The 18,752-nt window shown below is 45.3% G+C and carries 12 protein-coding genes and 1 tRNA gene; 5 read left to right on the top strand and 8 right to left on the bottom strand.

All coding sequences use genetic code 11. The features are described 5' to 3' along the window. Positions 1–341: 341 nt before the first annotated feature. Positions 342–824, bottom strand: coding sequence for a DUF4240 domain-containing protein (locus tag GWR21_RS22040; protein ID WP_162333838.1), 483 nt, complete (start codon positions 822–824; stop codon positions 342–344). A gap of 182 nt (positions 825–1,006) precedes the next feature. Here GWR21_RS22040 and GWR21_RS22045 point away from each other — a divergent pair, with 182 nt between their 5' ends. Next, positions 1,007–2,938, top strand: a complete 1,932-nt coding sequence (locus tag GWR21_RS22045; RefSeq protein WP_162333839.1) for a gamma-glutamyltransferase family protein — start codon at positions 1,007–1,009, stop codon at positions 2,936–2,938. 288 nt (positions 2,939–3,226) lie between these two features. On the opposite strand, the gene GWR21_RS22050 is transcribed toward GWR21_RS22045, so the two are convergent. After that, positions 3,227–4,552 (bottom strand): amino acid permease, encoded by a 1,326-nt coding sequence (locus GWR21_RS22050; protein ID WP_238429947.1) that lies wholly within the window; start codon positions 4,550–4,552, stop codon positions 3,227–3,229. 110 nt (positions 4,553–4,662) lie between these two features. Between GWR21_RS22050 and GWR21_RS22055 the strand changes: the two genes are divergently transcribed. The 3 genes from GWR21_RS22055 to GWR21_RS22065 all read left to right on the top strand — a co-directional run bounded on the left by GWR21_RS22055 (position 4,663) and on the right by GWR21_RS22065 (position 10,182). Further along, a tRNA-Ala gene (locus tag GWR21_RS22055) sits at positions 4,663–4,736 on the top strand. Between the two features lie 274 nt (positions 4,737–5,010). Beyond that, a complete protein-coding gene (locus GWR21_RS22060) occupies positions 5,011–9,318 on the top strand; it encodes a T9SS type B sorting domain-containing protein (RefSeq protein ID WP_162333841.1) in 4,308 nt (1,435 codons plus the stop codon). Positions 9,319–9,429: 111 nt separating this feature from the next. Next, a complete protein-coding gene (locus tag GWR21_RS22065; RefSeq protein ID WP_162333842.1) occupies positions 9,430–10,182 on the top strand; it encodes a helix-turn-helix domain-containing protein in 753 nt (250 codons plus the stop codon). An 80-nt stretch (positions 10,183–10,262) separates the two neighbouring features. On the opposite strand, the gene GWR21_RS22070 is transcribed toward GWR21_RS22065, so the two are convergent. The 5 genes from GWR21_RS22070 to GWR21_RS22090 form a co-directional block, all read right to left on the bottom strand. Beyond that, a complete protein-coding gene (locus tag GWR21_RS22070) occupies positions 10,263–10,682 on the bottom strand; it encodes a response regulator (RefSeq protein ID WP_162333843.1) in 420 nt (139 codons plus the stop codon). Next, positions 10,666–11,763: a sensor histidine kinase gene (locus GWR21_RS22075; protein ID WP_162333844.1), complete on the bottom strand. Its 1,098-nt coding sequence runs from the start codon at positions 11,761–11,763 to the stop codon at positions 10,666–10,668. The genes GWR21_RS22070 and GWR21_RS22075 overlap by 17 nt, the downstream gene beginning before the upstream one ends. 65 nt (positions 11,764–11,828) lie before the next feature. Continuing rightward, positions 11,829–13,955: a sensor histidine kinase gene (locus tag GWR21_RS22080; RefSeq protein WP_162333845.1), complete on the bottom strand. Its 2,127-nt coding sequence runs from the start codon at positions 13,953–13,955 to the stop codon at positions 11,829–11,831. A 20-nt stretch (positions 13,956–13,975) separates the two neighbouring features. Then, the gene (locus tag GWR21_RS22085; RefSeq protein WP_162333846.1) at positions 13,976–14,686 is read right to left on the bottom strand and encodes a hypothetical protein; all 711 of its coding nucleotides are present in this window, start codon (positions 14,684–14,686) and stop codon (positions 13,976–13,978) included. Between the two features lie 107 nt (positions 14,687–14,793). Beyond that, positions 14,794–15,897 (bottom strand): ThiF family adenylyltransferase, encoded by a 1,104-nt coding sequence (locus tag GWR21_RS22090; RefSeq protein WP_238429949.1) that lies wholly within the window; start codon positions 15,895–15,897, stop codon positions 14,794–14,796. 416 nt (positions 15,898–16,313) lie between these two features. On the opposite strand from GWR21_RS22090, the gene GWR21_RS22095 reads away from it, so the two are divergent. Further along, complete coding sequence (locus GWR21_RS22095) at positions 16,314–17,054, top strand: superoxide dismutase (protein ID WP_238429951.1); 741 nt, start codon at positions 16,314–16,316, stop codon at positions 17,052–17,054. 62 nt (positions 17,055–17,116) lie between these two features. Here the strand turns inward: GWR21_RS22095 and GWR21_RS22100 are convergent, their stop codons facing one another. After that, positions 17,117–18,742: an ArnT family glycosyltransferase gene (locus GWR21_RS22100; protein WP_162333848.1), complete on the bottom strand. Its 1,626-nt coding sequence runs from the start codon at positions 18,740–18,742 to the stop codon at positions 17,117–17,119. Positions 18,743–18,752: the final 10 nt, after the last annotated feature.

Here is an 18,752-nt window from a genome sequence, read left to right on the forward strand (position 1 = left end):
GGAGCGCATCATCAGCGGACAATGTAAAGAACACGAAACAGGATATTAACGATAGCTTTCTACATGAAGATAGCATCGGACTGGAAATTATCACCGCCAAAAGTTGCTTGTCTTTTACAGTAATGACCGTAAAAGCAATTGGCTTCGAACTAAGATTCTCTCAAACAACTCACTTCATGAAATACTTTACTGAACATGCCGGTGTAAGACCGGCTACTCTCCGCCAGCAGTCATCCGTATAGGATGCTGATGACTAGTCTGGAGGCTGCTCCCGAAGGTACAGCTGCTGCGGAAAAATATTAATAATAAAGAAGGGCCGTTGTCACACGGCCCTTCTTTATTTACCAGCCCCTTGAATTAGAGCCGGACTCAATACAATGCAGGCAATATCGTTCGAACTCTTCACCGAATTTTTCCTCATACACATCATAGCCGATAGTACCTATCTCTCCGGCAGAGACGTTCATAGTAGCGACTGACGGATTTTCATCCACCATATCGTAATACTGTTCTCCCATACCTACGATGAAACTCCTCCTGTTCTGGAAGCCCTCATCTGTTCCGCCGGTACGTTCATGAATTTCTTCACGATCAATATGGAAGAGCTTTTCTTCCATCACATGATTGAATTTTGTTAGTTCCCCGTCGTCCAGGTAAACAAGCTGCTGCCGGATATGGTCGGCAATGTCTGTGGAAACGATGGTTCCCAGCTGCCTGATCAAGGTGGGATCATTGGTCGTAAGCGCTGTTTTCCTTAAATCAAATAAATCTCTATCTGTTGTCCACGCCGTTTCAATGATTTCCCAGAATCTTGTTGCGTTCATAAAGACAGATTTTATATATGTCGTGGAATAAATGCCGGTATCACCAATGTATTTTTACTTGGCACCTTTACTATAACAATCAAGGGAAGGCAAAGTTCATCTCATATTTTAGAAGTATCCCCTGCTATTTTATTATTTTGTCAGTTCCTGGATAATAACACCTCTAAATAGAAAATTATTTTATGAAACAGTTCTTTTTTCTTGTCATCCTTTTATCCCTCGGGTTGACAATGCATGCGCAACAGACGCAGAAACCGCCACTACATGGTCGTCACTGGATGGCGGTTACAGGGAAACCTCTGGCAGCAACCGCCGGATCGATGATCTTTCAGAAGGGTGGTAATGCGGTAGACGCTGCCTGTGCCATGCTGGCGGCCACCTGTACGATGTGGGACGTGCTGAGCTGGGGAGGCGAAACGCAGGCGCTTATTTATAATCCCAAAACAAAAAAAGTCATAGCGATCAATGCGCTGGGCGTGGCGCCAACTGGAGCCACCCCTGAGTTCTTCAAGGGAAAGGGATATAATTTCCCACCGGAATATGGTCCGCTGGCGGCTGTTACGCCTGGTACGCCGGGTGGACTTTATTACATGCTGGCTGAATATGGTACGCTGAGTCTGAAGGAGGTGCTCGCCCCTGCCATGGAAATGGCTGCTGGCTATCCTATAGAAGCGCAGACGGCTAACAGCATGGAAAGAAGCAAAGACCGCCTCAAGCAATGGCCATATAGTAAAGCGGTATTTCTGACACATCCCGGTGAAAAGAGAGAAGCACCTGAACCGGGAGAGATCTTCGTACAGAAAGAACTGCTGTCCACCCTGACGAAAATGGTAGAAGCGGAACAGGAAGCCCTGAAGAAAAAGAAATCCCGAAAGGAGGCGATCATGGCTGCTTATGACAGGTTCTACAAGGGCGATATTGCCAGGGAATTTGTTCGTGGATGCCAGGAACAGGGCGGATTGATCACAGAGCAGGACCTTGCCCGCTGGAAGCCTGTTGAAGAAGAACCGCTGCATGTAAATTATAAGGGCATAGAGGTATATAAACTGCAGTCCTGGACACAGGGGCCGATGCTGCTGCAAAGCCTGAACATCCTGGAGAATTTTGACCTGAAAGGTATGGGTTATAATTCTGTACTGTACATTCATACGCTTTATCAAACGATGAACCTGACCTTCGCTGACAGGGACTTCTATTACGGTGATCCTTACTTTACGCCTAAGACGCCTATCGAGGGATTATTAAGTAAAGCATATGCGAAGGAAAGAGCGAAGCTGATCAATCCCGGTCATAATGATCCTGCGCCTTTGCCAGGCGATCCTTATCCGTTTGAGGGTAAGAAAAACCCTTATCTGCAACTGATACAGCAGCGTCAGTCACTGACTGATACTACTTTACAGAAAAAGCCTGCAGGCTTTGTACCTAAACACGATGCAGCAGGTTTACTGAACGTTCCCGCCACGGATAATATGTATGCTGCCAATGATATTGACAGTGCCTATATGGACAGGTTATGGAGGGGTACGACGAGTGTGGAAGCTGCAGACGAAGATGGTTGGGTTGTATCTATCACCCCTAGTGGTGGATGGACGCCTGCTTGTATTGCTGGTCATACTGGTATAGGGATGAGTCAGCGGTTACAAAGTTTTGTACTGGACAGCACGCTGTGTCCATTCAATGTGGTGACGCCCGGTAAGCGCCCCAGGGTAACGCTGACTCCCTCCATGGCTCTGAAAGATGGCAAACCTTACCTGTCTTTTGCAGTGCAGGGTGGTGATACACAGGATCAGAACCTGCTGCAGTTCTTTTTGAACGTGGTAGAGTTTGGAATGACCGTGCAGCAGGCCACGGAGGCGGCTAATATTAACACCAATCAGCTTTGGCTGTCATTGGGTGGTACCAGTATGAAAGATCGTATGCCACATCCCGGCAGCATATTGCTAAATAATAATACGCCTGATTCGGTGAGAACTATGCTGAAAAATATGGGTTATATACCCAGTTATAGCGAGCGTACCAGCGGTCCGGTAAATGCAATATTCCTGGATATCCGGCATGGTTCATTATGGGGTGGTAGTAGTAATCATGGTGAGGATTACGGCATTGGCTGGTAAGTAAAAACCTTTTTCTTTATGATCGTGATCAGTGCTGTTAATTAAACAGGTGGATCAGTGAAATAAATCTGCGGGAGCTGAAAGTATATCGCTAAGTGATAGGAAATGAACAGATGAAATTTGAGACGTTCCTTGTTTCAGCGGTATTGGTGTGAATGGCGGGTATGTAATAAGGATGGGGGGGCGGGATATTATTAATCAGTTTTAAGTTTATTCTAAGGAGTTGTTAAGGTAGCCGGTCCTGTTATAAATGTTTTTTGTACAGTAAATAACAGGACCGGACATATGCTATAACATATTGTCAGTCCGGGATTGATTTTTAGCAGTCATCCACAGATATAACGGAATTCCTGTCATTTGCAACAGGAAGCCGTAAAATATAGTTTTTTGCCCTGCGCTGGCAATTGCCCAAAACACATAACTGAACGAGATCACAAAGAGCAGAATACATTGTACCCATTCACCGGTCGTTAGTTGTTGTCCTGTTGTACGGAGTATGAAGTAAGATGCGGTGGAAAAGAGGTAAGGGATCAGTACTGATAGTGTAGATAGTAAAACCAGGAACTTGAACTGGTCTACCAGCCCTTTGTTGTAATTCATGATCATAAATATGGAGATCAGTATGCTGCTGAAGAACATGCCCACGTAGGGTACTCCTTTCTTATTCTCTTTACCGAAAATGCGGGGAAACAGGTTATCCTTTGCAATTGCAAAAGGTAGTTGCCCCTGAATTAATATCCAGCCATTCAGTGCACCAAAGGCCGCAATTGCCACACCAGCACTTACCAGGAAGCGTGCGTTAGGACCCCACATTATTTCTGCTGCATCGGCAAAAGGCGTCAGGCTACGCTGCAGTTGTTCCGGCGGGATGATGCCCATCACACTCACAGTGCCCAGTATATATACAATGGTCACTATAATTAATCCCAGCATGGTAGCGCGGGGAATGGTCTTTTGCGGATTTGCGACCTTGTCTGCCGGAACCGTGGCTGACTCAATTCCCACAAAAGCAAACATCGTAAAGGTGACTGTATTAGAGAGCACCTCAAACAGGGAGGTACTGGTATTGTTGAAAGGAGGGAAGTTGTCTGTCCTGATGAAGAATAATCCGCCAAAAGCGACTGCGATCAGCGGTATCAGCTTCAGGATGGTCGTAGTCAGTTGTACCCCGCCCGATACCCTGACGCCTGCGTTATTGATCCAGGTGAGCAGCCATATTGACGAAAGTCCCGTGAATACTGCTGCGAATGTACTGGTAGATAACACCGGGATGAATGTACTCAATGCGCTGACGAATCCCACTGTAATGGCAGCATTTGCACACGCCACGGCGATGTAATATCCCCAGGCGATGGAAAATCCCATATAGTCGCCAAACCCTCTCCGGGTATAGGCGTATGGTCCGCCAGTGACGTTAGGCACGATGCGGCTGAGGTTACCAAATATTTTCACCAGGAAAAAGCATCCGATAGCAGAGATCACCCATCCAAGCAGACTAACACTGCCGAAGGAGGATAATGCAGCTGGTGCGAGGAAGATGCCAGCGCCGATCATGTTGCCCACGATCAGGGAGGTACTGGTCAGGAGACCTAGTTTGTTCTTGTCTTTGTTCACAGATTGTAGTGTATTGGTAGCAAAAATAGGTTTTGGGCGAGAAAATGGAATTATTGTCAGGAATATTTGCTGATTTCCGGAAAAAGTATACATTTGCACACCATTAAGCAGGGGAATTAGCTCAGTTGGCTAGAGCGCTTGCATGGCATGCAAGAGGTCACCGGTTCGACTCCGGTATTCTCCACAGGTAAAAGCTCTCAAATTTCTTAGTAGTAGGAATTTAGGAGCTTTTTTCATTTTAACAGGAGTTGCGTTTTGTAGCCTTATGCCTAACATTGGTTCCGGTCCGTTTACCCAAATATCAGCAGTCCTTATGCCTGGTAAGCAAGGCGCCCCTTCTCAGGGTGTTTGTATTTATTAGTGGTAAATTGCTCCCTTGATGCTGGACAAGCTTATCCTGTGTTGTAAAGCTTTTATACGAGATGCCCTGACATATTCCCTATATCAATTTGTTCGAAATGGTCAAGAAAATTATCCTGCTCCTTATTCTTATTACCGGTATGTTCACCCGTGCCGATGCACAGTATGCTGATATGGGTAATGGGGTGATCAGGAACCATATATGGTGGTTTAACTGGAACGGATTTTCACTGTTTAACGGTGCTTCACGTAGTTTCACTACAGCTGATGGTTTAGACGTTGTTATTGCTTTTTCGCAGGTAAATGGTTTGAGACCTGCACCGAAGGTGATGAATACCTGGTCGGGAGCTGTGCTGCACTACCTCTATGATTTCTCGGACCCTAATATGATGCCCGCGTTGTACACCATGAACAACGGGCAGAGTTGCTATTTTACCATGACCATTACTGCTACACGTAATGGACAGCCAGCGCCTTTCACTTTTCTTGCGGCGGATGCGGAAGGCAGTTTGAGTCCAGTAGAAAACACTACATTTATTAGCAGTGGGGGGAACTGGAGTTACCTCGATTTCTTTAGAAACTCATCACAGACGGGCAATCCTGTAACTGGTTGCGGTACACAAACGATCACGATTACGGATACACAGGGTTCCATGGATGGATCTCCTGTGGGACAGAACCCTTTAATGGCTACAGTTGCGCCATCCAGTGGCGTATTGACGGTAGACGTAAAAATGGAGACGACTGTACCCGGTGGCATGGGGGTTGCTTTTGGTATCTATGCGCCACTGGACAGAGGTGATCTGCCTGCCAGTTATGGTGCGGCAAGGCACCTGTTAAAATATACGCGGGGCAATGGCTGTAACTTCAATCCGCCTTTTCCTCCCGCCACCCAGGATGCCAGTCTGATACTAGGGCATGTAGTGGCTGATGCGGACCCATTTGATAATGTAGATGATAATTTCAATGGTTTTGATGAAGAGGCTATCTCTGCATTCCCCGACTATACTGGCAACGGTTCTTACACGCTGCAGGTGCCATTATCTAATACAACAGGCGCTAATGCCTGGTTAACCGGAAGTTTTGATTATAACAGGAATGGGGTGTTTGATATGGATGAATCGGTGACAGTGATGGTGCCGGCAAATGCCACTAATGCTACCTTGAACTGGACAGGTTTGCCGGCGGTATTCCCGGCGGGTAACGGCGAGCTGTTTGCTTTCAGGTTACGTTTGGCATCCAATCTGCCTGCAACACAAAGTACAGCTATCACGGCAACAGACGGAGAGGCAGAAGACTACATGACGAGAATCAACGCCCCCTGTGCTGCCAATACAAATGCAGCTACCACCGCCATTTGTATCGGCAGTTCTGTGCAATTGCAGGCATCAGGTGGTGTTATGTATAGCTGGAGCCCTGCTACCGGATTGTCCGATGTAAGTATCGCTAATCCTGTTGCTTCTCCTACGGTTACAACAGACTATGAGGTGTTGGTAGCCGATGCGGGAGGATGTGGCGCAAAAAGTACGGTACGGGTAGTTGTCAATGATCTGGTTGATGTAAATACGCGTACAGATACTACGGTGTGCGCCGGTACTCCGGTACAGCTGACCACCATTTCTACAAATGGTACTACTTTCAGCTGGGCGCCCGCTACAGGTCTGAGCAATGCGAATACATTATCTCCGGTTGCCACCCCTGCTACCACCACGCGTTATATTGTCACTGCAGATAATGGGACTGGTTGTATCAGTAAGGACTCCGTGCTGATCACTATTTATCAGCCATCTCCCAAGACTGTTACACCTACCGATAGTACGATTTGTGCGGGAGCTCCGCTTACCCTACAGGCTACAGGCGGAGAAGTATATGAATGGCTGGAAAATGGTGTGCTGTTACCCGAAACTGGTAGCTCAATCACAGTTTCACCAGGTCAGACCAGTTCATATACAGTGAATATCATCAGTACCAGTTGCAGTACCAACGATAGCTATGTTGTTCCTGTTACTGTAAATAATCTGGCGGATGTATCCACCCGGAGCGACACAGTGATCTGTACCGGTGCCTCCGTACAGCTGACCACTACATCAGTTGATGGTACCACGTTTAGTTGGTCGCCAGCCACAGGATTGAGCAATGTGAACGTATTATCCCCTGTAGCAACACCAATGATCACTACGCGGTATGTAGTTACTGCAGACAATGGTAGCGGTTGTATTAGTCAGGACTCTGTATTGATCACCGTTAATCAGCGACTTACAGGATCTGTAACACCTGCTGACAGTACGATATGTGCGGGTGCTCCGGTGACTTTACAGGCTACAGGGGGAGATCTATATGAATGGTTGGAGAACGGTGTTATGCTACCGCAAACAGGTGATCAGATCACCGTATCACCCATTCAGAATAGTACCTACACAGTGAACGTCATCAATAACGTTTGTAGTACCAGTGAAAGTTTCGTAGTACCGATTACTGTTAATAATGTTGCCGATGTCGATACACGGCTGGATACTACTATCTGCGCAGGAGCATCGGTTCGGCTGCTTACCCGTTCGGTGAATGGTATTACTTTCAGCTGGACGCCTGCCACAGGCCTGAATAATGCGAATATATTATCTCCGGTAGCGACACCTGCTGTTACTACGCGATATGTAGTGACTGCTGATAATGGTAGCGGTTGCATCAGTCAGGACTCCGTACTGATCACCGTTAATCAGCGACTGCCGACATCAGTGACGCCTGCCGATACAGCTATCTGTGCAGGTGCTTCAGTGTTGTTACAGGCGACTGGTGGAGAGCGTTATGAATGGCTGGAAAACGGGATTGTATTACCACAAACAGGTAGTTCGATCACCGTATCTCCCGCACAGAACACGACTTATACCGTTAATGTCATAAACAGTACATGTGGCACGAATGACAGTTATGTGATCCCGTTAACAGTAAATGATATCACAGATGTCAGCACTATTGCAGATACTGTAGTTTGTAACGGTACCCCTGTACAATTACTTTCCAGCTCTGTTAATGGTACTATTTTCAGTTGGGTACCTGCTACCGGATTAAGCGATGCTAATGCGTTATCTCCCGTGGCTACACCTGCAACGACCACCAGGTATACGGTTACGGCAGATAATGGCAGTGGCTGTACAACGCAGGCTACCGTGCTGCTTACGATCAATGACCGGATCCCATCTTCTGTGACGCCTGCTGATACAGCTATCTGTGCGGGTGCCTATGTGGTATTACAAGCAAGCGGCGGAGAAACGTATGAATGGCTGGAGAACGGCATCGCCTTACCGCAAACGGGTAGTGCGATCACTATATCTCCTGCGCAGGGGAGTACTTATACTGTTAATATCATAAATAATACGTGCGGTACGAATGAAAGCTATGTGATCCCTGTCATAGTAAATACCATAGCAGACGTTGTCACTATTCCGGATACAGCTGTTTGTAATGGTACTCCCGTACAATTAGTTTCCAGCTCCGTTAATGGTACCACTTTTAGCTGGGTGCCTGCTATTGGATTAAGCAATGCCAATGCATTATCTCCGGTGGCTACACCTGCTGCTACTACCCGTTATACAGTTACTGCGGACAATGGAACTGGTTGCACCAGTGAGGCAACAGTACTGCTGACGATCAACCAGCGTCTGCCTACTTATGTTACTCCGGGAGATACTACTATTTGTGTCGGAGCATCACTTACCCTGGCAGCCAGTGGTGGCGAAGCATATGAATGGCTGGAGGACGGTGTGCCGTTGAGCGAAACAGGTAGTTCTCTCGTTGTTACACCTGACCAGGGTACTATATATTCGGTGAACATCCTTAATAATGCTTGTGGTATCAATGAAAACTTTGTGATTCCGGTAACAGTAAATGAGCTGCCTGTTACAGCTGTTACCAGTACGAATGAGATTGATTGTTCCCGTCCATCAGCGATGCTGCTTGCTACTGGTGGTATAAAGTATGTATGGGACAATGCGGGAGGCATCAGCAATACGCAAATCGCTAATCCGATGGTGTCGCCGGCAGCAACGACCACTTACTATGTCACAATAACGGATGAAAACAATTGTACTGCCCGTGATTCAGTCACCGTATTGGCGGATTATACAGTAGGGTTAAGTGTGTATCCACTACCATCTGCCTTTTCACCGAACGGTGACGGCAAAAATGATTGCTTTGGTCTGAAGTATTGGGGGGCGATACAAACACTTGATTTCAGAGTATATGACCGATGGGGCGTGCTGGTGTTTAGTGCGCAGCAAGCAGGTGCATGCTGGGACGGTACTTTTAAAGGAGCGTTGCAACCGGTTGGTTCATATGTGTATGTTATACGAGCTAAGACTGCTTGTGGGGAAGTAGAACGGAAGGGAGTGGTGACATTGGTGCAGTAAGGTGTTTTTGAAATACTGACGTACAATAGTTGTTGTCGACAATAAAAAAGAGTTATCATATAATGGTAACTCTTTTTATTAGTGTAATTTAGAGAAGCGTTAACTGCTTTAATGGCTTCGAGACTTCACATGAGCTACCGCCAATATAAACCTCATCCCGCATTATCCGAATACATCGATGCATTCTGGATAGTGGAAGGAGAAGGTCAATCGCTTATCAAATCTAATATTTTGCCTGATGGCTGTGTTGATATCATTATCAATATGGGCGATCATTGCAGGAATGATAGTGGTGCAGTCACTATGGAGTCAGGGGGGGCATATTTGGTTGGGACAATGACGACTTCGAAGGTATCATTCGTCAATGCAGACAATAAGCTGGTCGGTATCAGGTTTAAACCAGCCGCATTCGCAGCGTTTTATAAGTTCTCCCCACTGCATGCAATTACTGACCGGACAATTGAATTTGAGCGGGCTCTTTCGCCTGATCCGGATAAACTGATCTCCAAACCTATACCATACCTAAATAGCTTCTTCCTGAGCAGATATGTGCGTCCCAGACATTGTCTTTCATCAGTCGTGCAAGACATTAAAATGTCAGGTGGGCAAATTGCCATTAGTGAACTGGCGAAGCGGCATCACATGACGGCCAGACAACTGGAAAGGCATTTTCAGCAATACATTGGTACAACGCCCAAAGAGTTTACAAATATTGTACGTTTTCAGTCCGCCGTTTCCCAGATAAAACAACAGCCGGACAGGAGAAGTTTATTATCTATTGCTGTTGATTGTGGATACTACGATCATGCTCATCTGACCAATGATATTAAAAAATACGCTGGATTTACACCCTCTCAGATTTGATGGTTTGCTTATATTGTAAAGCTTGAACGGCGCAGCTGTAAAGTCCATTTATTATTTAGTAATAATATATTGCAGAGACATTATTGTATCTCCCTGAAGATCTCATTTATTGCGTTCTTCAACTCTGTTATTAGCAGCGGTTTTTTCAGCAGCTTAAACACCATCGGATTAGCGTAAGTGCGACTAAGATCTCCATAATCCAGGGAAGATGAAACCATGATCACATGACACTGCGATTTGATCTTGGCCGGATAACTGTAGAACGCTTCCAGGAATTCGAAACCATCCATCTCAGGCATTTGTATGTCCAGCAGCAATACCGTCGGGGGAATGCGGGGTAGCGAAATATTAGAGGACAGGAATTCGAGTGCCTTGTTTGCGTTATTAAATGCAAGCACAGTCCTGCTGATCTGTTGCAACGTTATCAAACGCTCATGCAGCAGCAGATCAACTTCATTGTCATCAATCAGTATAACGCGTAAATCAGGAATCGAAATCATTTCTGTTTGGAATGCTTATTTCAAATAGGGTACCTTCTCCATACTTTGACTCAACGTTGATAGTACCGCCAATTTTATTCAACGCTTCTTTCACGATATATAATCCAATACCACTACCTGGTTTGTTGTTATTCTTGGAGCGGAAGAACATTTTAAATATATTATTGAGGTGTTCACTTAGTATACCAATACCATTGTCTTCAATACACAGGGTGGCTTTATGTGGTTCCACCTTTACTGTCAGATTTACTTTCGGATGGCTTTCATCCGGTTTCTGATACTTTACTGCATTCGAAATAAGGTTATTCAGAATAACGCTGATGCGGAAAGTATCTCCTTTAAAGTCTACCGGCTGATCAACTTCCACCTGGAATTCGATGGCCGTGTTCTGATGCCGGAATGAGGCGATACATTCCTGGATCAGATGTTCAAAGGTAATCTTCTCATACTCAACATCCAATCTTGAATTACGATAGTATTCAATGATCTTTTGGATAAACCCATCCAGCTTGAGGATACATACTTCAATCATGTTGAGGTATCCGTTCGGATCTGTTACGGAATTATCCAGGCGGCTAAGGTTGATAATACCAAGCACGGACATCAGCGGAGAGCGAAGGTCATGGGAGGTGGAATAGATGAAGCGGTTTAGCTCATCATTGATCTTTTCCAGCTCCAGGATCTTTTCTTTCAGTTGCCTGCGGGTATTATATATCTCAAAAGCATTATTAATGGTACGATGCAGTTCTATCTCGTCCCATGGTTTTTTGATATAGGAGAAGATGTGACCTTTATTGATAGCGTCAATGATATCTTCTACGTCCGTATAACCTGTCAGCAGGATGCGCATTGGATCTGGCAGGGTGTCTTTTATCTCATTGAAAAATTCAACCCCGGTGGATACTGGCATCTTTTGGTCCGCTATGATGATATGGACGTCAATGCTTTTGAGTAATTGTTTGCCTTCCTGTGCGGAATTAGCGGTGTAAATTTCATAACTTCTCCGGAATCCTGCCTTAAAAGCATTGAGGTTATGAACTTCATCATCAATATACAAGATCCTGATACGGTTGTCTTTCATCCATTTTGGTTTTGCCGCAGGTTCAATTTTTTGATTGACTACATGGATTTTCCTGCGTGGGTATACTAAGACGCCTGAGCAGTTACACTCATGGGTAAATATATAATAAATTCTGCACCTTTGTCCGGCGCGGTGATCACTTCAATGCGTCCATTGTGCTTTTCAATGATGCTGAATACAATGGAAAGACCTAATCCGGTTCCTTCGCCAACGTCTTTTGTGGTAAAGAACGGATCGAAGATTTTCTGTTTCACCTGCTCAGTCATTCCGGGGCCAGTGTCTTTTATACTAATGAGGGCCAGGCCATTCTCTTCCCTGGTAGTGATCGTAACCGCTTCTTCCCGGTCCTGGTTGTTGGTCTTAATAGCGTTGAATGCGTTGGTCAGGATGTTCATGAACACCTGGTTTATCTTGCCGGCATAACATTCTATTTTGGGTAATGAGCCATAGTCTTTAATCACTTTTACATTTGAGGGGATATTATTTTTGAGCAATACCAATGTGCTGTCGATTCCTTCGTGCAGGTCTACGGATTTTACATCACTTTCGTCCAGTCTGCTGAAGGTACGTAATCCGCGGACAATTTCCGAGGTTCTTGACGCACCATCTTCAATACCTTTAATGAGTGAGGAAATCTCTTCGTGAATATAATCAATATCTATCTGTTGTTTATAGGCCGCAATTTCTTTCAGAGTCCCCTGGATGTCCGGACTGTTTGGCAGTTCATCATATTTATCCAGTAAAGATCTGATGTCCTGAATATCGAGCTTGAGGGGCTTTATATTAGATGTGACAAAATTGATCGGATTATTTATCTCATGGGCAATACCGGCTGTCAGCTGACCGAGGGAAGCCATTTTTTCTCTTTCCACCAGCTGGGTCTGGGCTTCTTTCAGGTTTTTCAGTGCTACGTTGAGTTCTTCATTGGATGTTTGTAGCTCTTCTGTGCGTTGCGTCACTTTTTCTTCCAGGATGATATTTTGTTCTCTTACCAGGTGTTCATTTTCCTGGGAAGCGCGGAGGGCTTCGGCTTTGAACAGGTTGATCTTGTAAGCCAGTGCAAAAGACAGCAGAAGGGCTTCCATACCTGAACCGATCTGTAATGCGTAGTAGGTGAATTCATTATATGGCAGCACATTGGCATTTCTTAGTACGAATACCAGTACGCTGAGCAGGAACACGGACCATGCGATCAGGAAGAAGCGCGCAGAGCTATATCCTTTCAGGCTCATTCGCAGAGATACATAGAAGACAGAGACTGCTGCGGCTCCTACTACCATTTGTACCCATATCTGAGCAATAATGAACTCGTTCATCAGGGCAGGTATGAAACAGCCGAGATAGAGGTAGATGAGTATATTGATCAGCCGGTGGCCGGGCTTGTAATATTGTTTGGTCAGCAGGAACTGTTGTATGAACAATAGCGCAGTCAGGCCGTTCAGTATAGGTACGAGTACTGTCGCATGCTGTGCGATCCAGGGACTATCAGGATAGAGGAAACGAAAGGTATAGCCCTGAAGCGTGGCTTGTGTCAGCCCGACAAATACGTTATACGATACGTAGGTCAGGTAGCTATTGTCTTTGGTGGATATATACAGGAACAGGTTATAGAAAGACATGGCCAGTATAACCCCGATGTATAAGCCAAATATCAGTTCGCGGTAATCGTTCTTTTCAGATACCTGATCCCGGGTACCCACGTAGATGGGTAGTTGTAGTTGTTCTCCGGCAATCACCCGCAGATAATACTGTCGTGTTGTATTAGGTGGCTGATGGAGAGGGAAAATATAGTTCTGGTGGTCTACAGGTCTGTTGCTGTAGCTGGTGAACTCTCCCAGCCGGGTTGTTTTGTAAGTGCTGTCGGGTAGTAGTTCGTACAGCGTAATATCGTCGATGGTGGGGTATTCTACTTCCAGTAACAGGTCTTTCAGTTCAGACTCGTTGGTAATAGAGAAGCGTACCCAGTGGGTATAGGAAGTGATCTGTAAATTAGGTACGTTTTCACCCGGTGAGCTGAATGATTGTCTGCTGACGGCATTGATATCCAGTGAATTCGTTTTGTCGGTGTATATTTCGAGGTATTTACCGATCCGGGTTAAGGGCATATTATTTCGGTATACGAAAGGGGGGGCCGCCTGCAGTTGCTGGTAACCTAAGATAGCAAGTAGCAATAGAGCGATAAATCGGAACATGCGTTAAATTTATAGAAAATTCACCGTTCACTCTTCACATTGGAGAATTGTAAGTTTGGAATTTCGAGGTGATAGCTTACCTCGTAGGAGCCTTTGGGGCCAACTTCCGTTTTAGTTTGTATCAGGTTTTCCCTCAGATCATAGATAAGTTCTTTTTCTTTAGGGTCGGCGTGTTCAAGTCGGTTGACGTCGTCGATCAGCATGGCGGTGGCGATGAAGTCGTCTTTCGGATAGAAAAAGGTGCCTTTATCACCCAGTGATTCATCAATAACGAATCCAACCCGTTTTCCTATACGGGTTGTGATAGGGGCGCACAATACGTGGAAATTGTCAATGGGCAGCTGAGCTGCAAGCACAACGCCGGCGCGTGCCAATACCTGGCTGCCTATTCCCATGCCGGCTACTTCCTTGGAGTTCCACATGGCACAGATCTCTGCACTGCCTGGTTTTACCAGATCATATATTTTCGGATCATACTTGCCAATAGCCGTTTCGATGGGCAATGGAATAACGCCGTCAGCCAGTTGCACACGTGCTCCACCGTATGTTTTAGTACGGGTCTCGTCCTCTACAATAATTACAATGCTATTGTCATGATGCATCCAGTCCGCGTTGCCGGAGGTAATTTTAGCAATGCCAAAATAGATCTCCAGCAAACGGAGATGCCCATTGTAAAAACGAAGACAGGCTTCCGGGTCGTCTGGCGCCTTAAAAGCCCTTACTGTAATCATGGTAGTGCATGTGGGTACTCTTTAAAAAGGATCAGTGCGGGAGATACGGTTTTACCCCATTTCGCTTTCGATTGCAAAATGAGAAATGGTCGCTCATCCCTGTATGATTAAACAAGAATTTGTTCAAAATCCACGTAATACCTGCCTGAGCTTTTGAAGTGATCGAGCAGAATCCTTCTGCAGGTATCGGTTACTACTGCCCCACCTAATACCACAGAGGAAGCCAGCTGTGGCCAGGTAGTGATGGTTTTTCCAATCTGGCCTAAAGAGTATTTCATTCTTTCTGACATATCATCCAGGGCGACCATAGGGCGGAATATGGGTAGTTTCTCTGCATCCGTTAGTCCGCGCAGGCTTTTCAGATCTATATCGGGAATAAAACCATGGAGTAAAGGTCGGTCGGGTTCCAGGTCAAAACGTTCAACGTCCACCATTCCCCGGTCATTGGTATCCATTACAACGGGAACACCAAGCGCTTTGGCCTTCATTCTGCTCAGGATCTTGATATCTATACCGTCACATTCTTCCACCAGTATGTCCAGGTTACCGCCTTTGGTAAAGAAATCGTCCAGGTTTTCTTCAGTAGCGCCGTCTTTGAAAATGACTACTTTGATGAATGGGTCCAGTTCTGCTATTTCACGTGCTGCAATGATCACTTTATGTACCTGTATGCTATGAATACCTGTACGGATCCTGTTCATATTGGTCAGCTCGACTTTGTCAAAGTCTGTCAGGCGTAATTCGCCGCAAACCCTTTCCATAGCCAGTGTTAATGCGATGGATTGTCCGACGGAAAGGCCAATAATGCCAATTTTCTTACTGTTGAGCAGGGCAATCTCCTCATCAGTGATCTTTTGTTTATTACGGCTGGTTCGTAATTCAATAAAGTCCTTTTCATCTACAATATGTACCACCCGGTGTGACCAGGGGTAGTAAACCCATACACCAACGGCATGAATTGGTGTAGTACCAACATATTCCCTGATCTTTTGTTCAGATTCTTCTTCCGTGAGTCGTTTGGTCGGATTGCGTATTTTCATCAGCTCCCTCAGTTGAGAGTAGATTTCGTCATACACTCTGATATGAGGGTTGTTTTTCAGCAAAGCCAGTAAATCGACATATTGTTCTTCGTGCTGCAATCGATAAAATACTGGTGTGTAATTATCTGGCTCGGTCCGTTGCTGATTGATATAATGCTCTAGTTCTGTCATTTTGCCTGGCATAAAATTTTATGAACAATGATGGCAATAATAAATGGTATATGTTAAAGTATGGTTTGTTAGTATGAGTTTGATTATGGCATGGTATGGGCCCTGGTGACAAAGGCAAGCTCGTTAGTTTTCTATATATAGTACATATTCACTATGTAGTTCGGGATAAATGTTGTTTTAGTATACAAGAAAAATAAAAGTTAAAGTTTCACATGAAAGCGTATGGTAAAATAACAATTAATTTCAAAAGATTGCGAAATGTTGCGGTTATTTTAATGAGAATCCGGGTTTAAGTCGCAATTGTTTGATGACCGGCTGGGCTCATGCAATAAATTTCTATAATATTGGTGCAGAATTTGCTGCCCGTTTGCAGTAAGATTCAAGTTCTTTATCATCATAATTTAATGCCTAAGTATATGAACAAGAGAGAATTTATTAAGCTGGCAGGCCTGGCAGGCGTAGCAGCTCTTGGTAATCCATCAGGTATAATGGCCGCGGCTCCGGCTACTCATAAAGGAATATCTATCCTGGGTACCGATCAGAAAGCACCTTTTTCTGTGCCACCGTTAGCTTTTGGATTTGATGCCCTGGAGCCGCACATCGATAAGGCAACAATGGAGATTCATCACGATAAGCACCATGGCACGTATGTTAAGAACCTGAATGATGCCGTAAAGGGATCACCTTACGAAAATCTTACACTTGAGCAGATATTGGCGAAAGTGAAACCTGAAGACAAGGCAATCCGTAATAATGCTGGCGGACATTTTAACCATTCCCTCTTCTGGCGGTTATTATCTCCACAAAAAACAACTCCTTCTGATAAGCTGAAAGCAGCGATCACGCAGACTTTTACTTCCTGGGAGAAGTTCCAGGAGATTTTTAATACAGCGGCGAAAGGCGTGTTTGGCTCTGGCTGGGCATGGCTTATTGTTACGCCAGGTAAAAAGCTGTCTATCATCTCAACACCTAACCAGGATAATCCACTGATGGATAACATCGTGAAAGAGCGTGGTACACCGATCCTGGCGCTGGATGTATGGGAACATGCCTATTATCTAAAATATCACAACGTGCGTGCTGATTATGTGACAGCCTTCTGGAATGTGGTTAACTGGAATGAAGTGGATAAATTATACGCAGCTGCGGTTAAATAATCTTTGCTCATGCAATAATAAAAAAGAGGCATCGTCTGATGCCTCTTTTTTATTGATAAAGTCTATTTCCTTTTGAAGAACACAAACCCATTCTTTTCTCCTACTATTTCCAGGTTAGGGTCAGTACGGAAGGGACTACTATCCTGTATGCGGCAGATGAACCAGGTGGGCTTATCCACAGCCCCACTCAGCAGCCAGTCTGTATTGTAATAATTCTGGTTGGCCGGTGGTAGCTTCTTAGTATAGAAAAGATGTGCATAACTATGGTACATGAGCACCTGTACATAATCGTCCTTTCCTTCAAATGACTTAAAGAAGTCGATGGCAGCACCCTGTGAATAGCGTTCTATCTTGGGCGTGAAATGCACGATCGTGATCTGAATGGCCAGGATGGTGCTGAAGAATATACATAGCAGACCTGCCTGTAGCTTTTTCCTGAACAGCAGTACGGTGCCTATAATAATAAGTAGTATATAGCCTGCGCCGTAAGCTGTTTCCCATATGGACCAGGGTACCTGTGCCTGCAGGTTGGCCTGTGCAAAACGATCGTGGATATGCGGAATGAGCAGGTCTTTGTAAACACCCACTACTGGCAGCAGGGTAATCGCCAGGCCTATTGCCAGGCCGATCAGCAGCATTACAATGATATTCCAGCCATGTAGTATTAGCTTCTTTTCTGCGATACGGTGTACCTGCCATGCGGCGAGGAAGCTAAGCGGGAAGTAACAAAGAGAAGAATAGTGAACGATCTTGGTCTCCACGATAGAAAACAGGACCAGTACCACCCAGAATAACACCCACATCCAGATCTTGAAATCCTTCACTTCCGCTGCATAAGAGCCCGAATAGATAGATTTCTTTTTGCCGCTCCTGATGTAGGAGAGGAGGAAGACACTTGCCGGAAAACATCCGATCAGTAATACGATCCAGTGATAGAAGAAGGAACCACCATGACCTGCGTCTTTGGTAGTGAAGAGCCTTATCTGATAAGTGATAAATTCCTGTACGAACCAGAAGCCGTGAACCATGATCTCATAGCCGAACCACAACGAAGTTGTGATAAATGCAGCCAGCATGATCATGCCTATCTGCGCAAGACTGATACCGATCTTTCCCTTTTTATACAGCCAGTAGAACAGGAGCGTGAGTATGCTGACAAGGATCGCTACCGGACCTTTCGTGAGTACGGCTAATCCCAGGAAGATACCGCTGATGATCGCCATACGGGAAGGGCGCGTGCTATAGCTGGTACGATATGCACAGTAGATCGCCAGGAAAATAAAGAAGTTGAAAGTAGGATCGATAATGCCTGACTTAAAGTAAAAGTGAGGTAACCATGAACCGGCATATGCCAGTGCCCACCACATACCGAACTTGTCATCAATCAGTTTCTTACCGATGCCAAACAGGGTGACCAGTGTGGCAATACCTATGATCGCATTAGGAAAGCGGGCAGCAAATTCGTTCACCCCAAACAGCTGCATACTGATAGCCTGTAGCCAGATAAATAAAGGCGGTTTTTCCCAGAAGGGTTGAAAGTCGATCTGTACTCTGGCATAATCATGACTAACAATCATCTCCCTTGCAGCTTCTGCGAAGTTGATCTCGTCCCAGTCAAACAGGTGCACAGCACCCAGAAAGGGTACGAAAAGAACAGCAGCTACAATGGCAATCAACAGGTATTTCATAATTCAGGCT

The sequence above is a fragment of the Chitinophaga agri genome (genome assembly GCF_010093065.1).
GTDB lineage: Bacteria > Bacteroidota > Bacteroidia > Chitinophagales > Chitinophagaceae > Chitinophaga > Chitinophaga agri.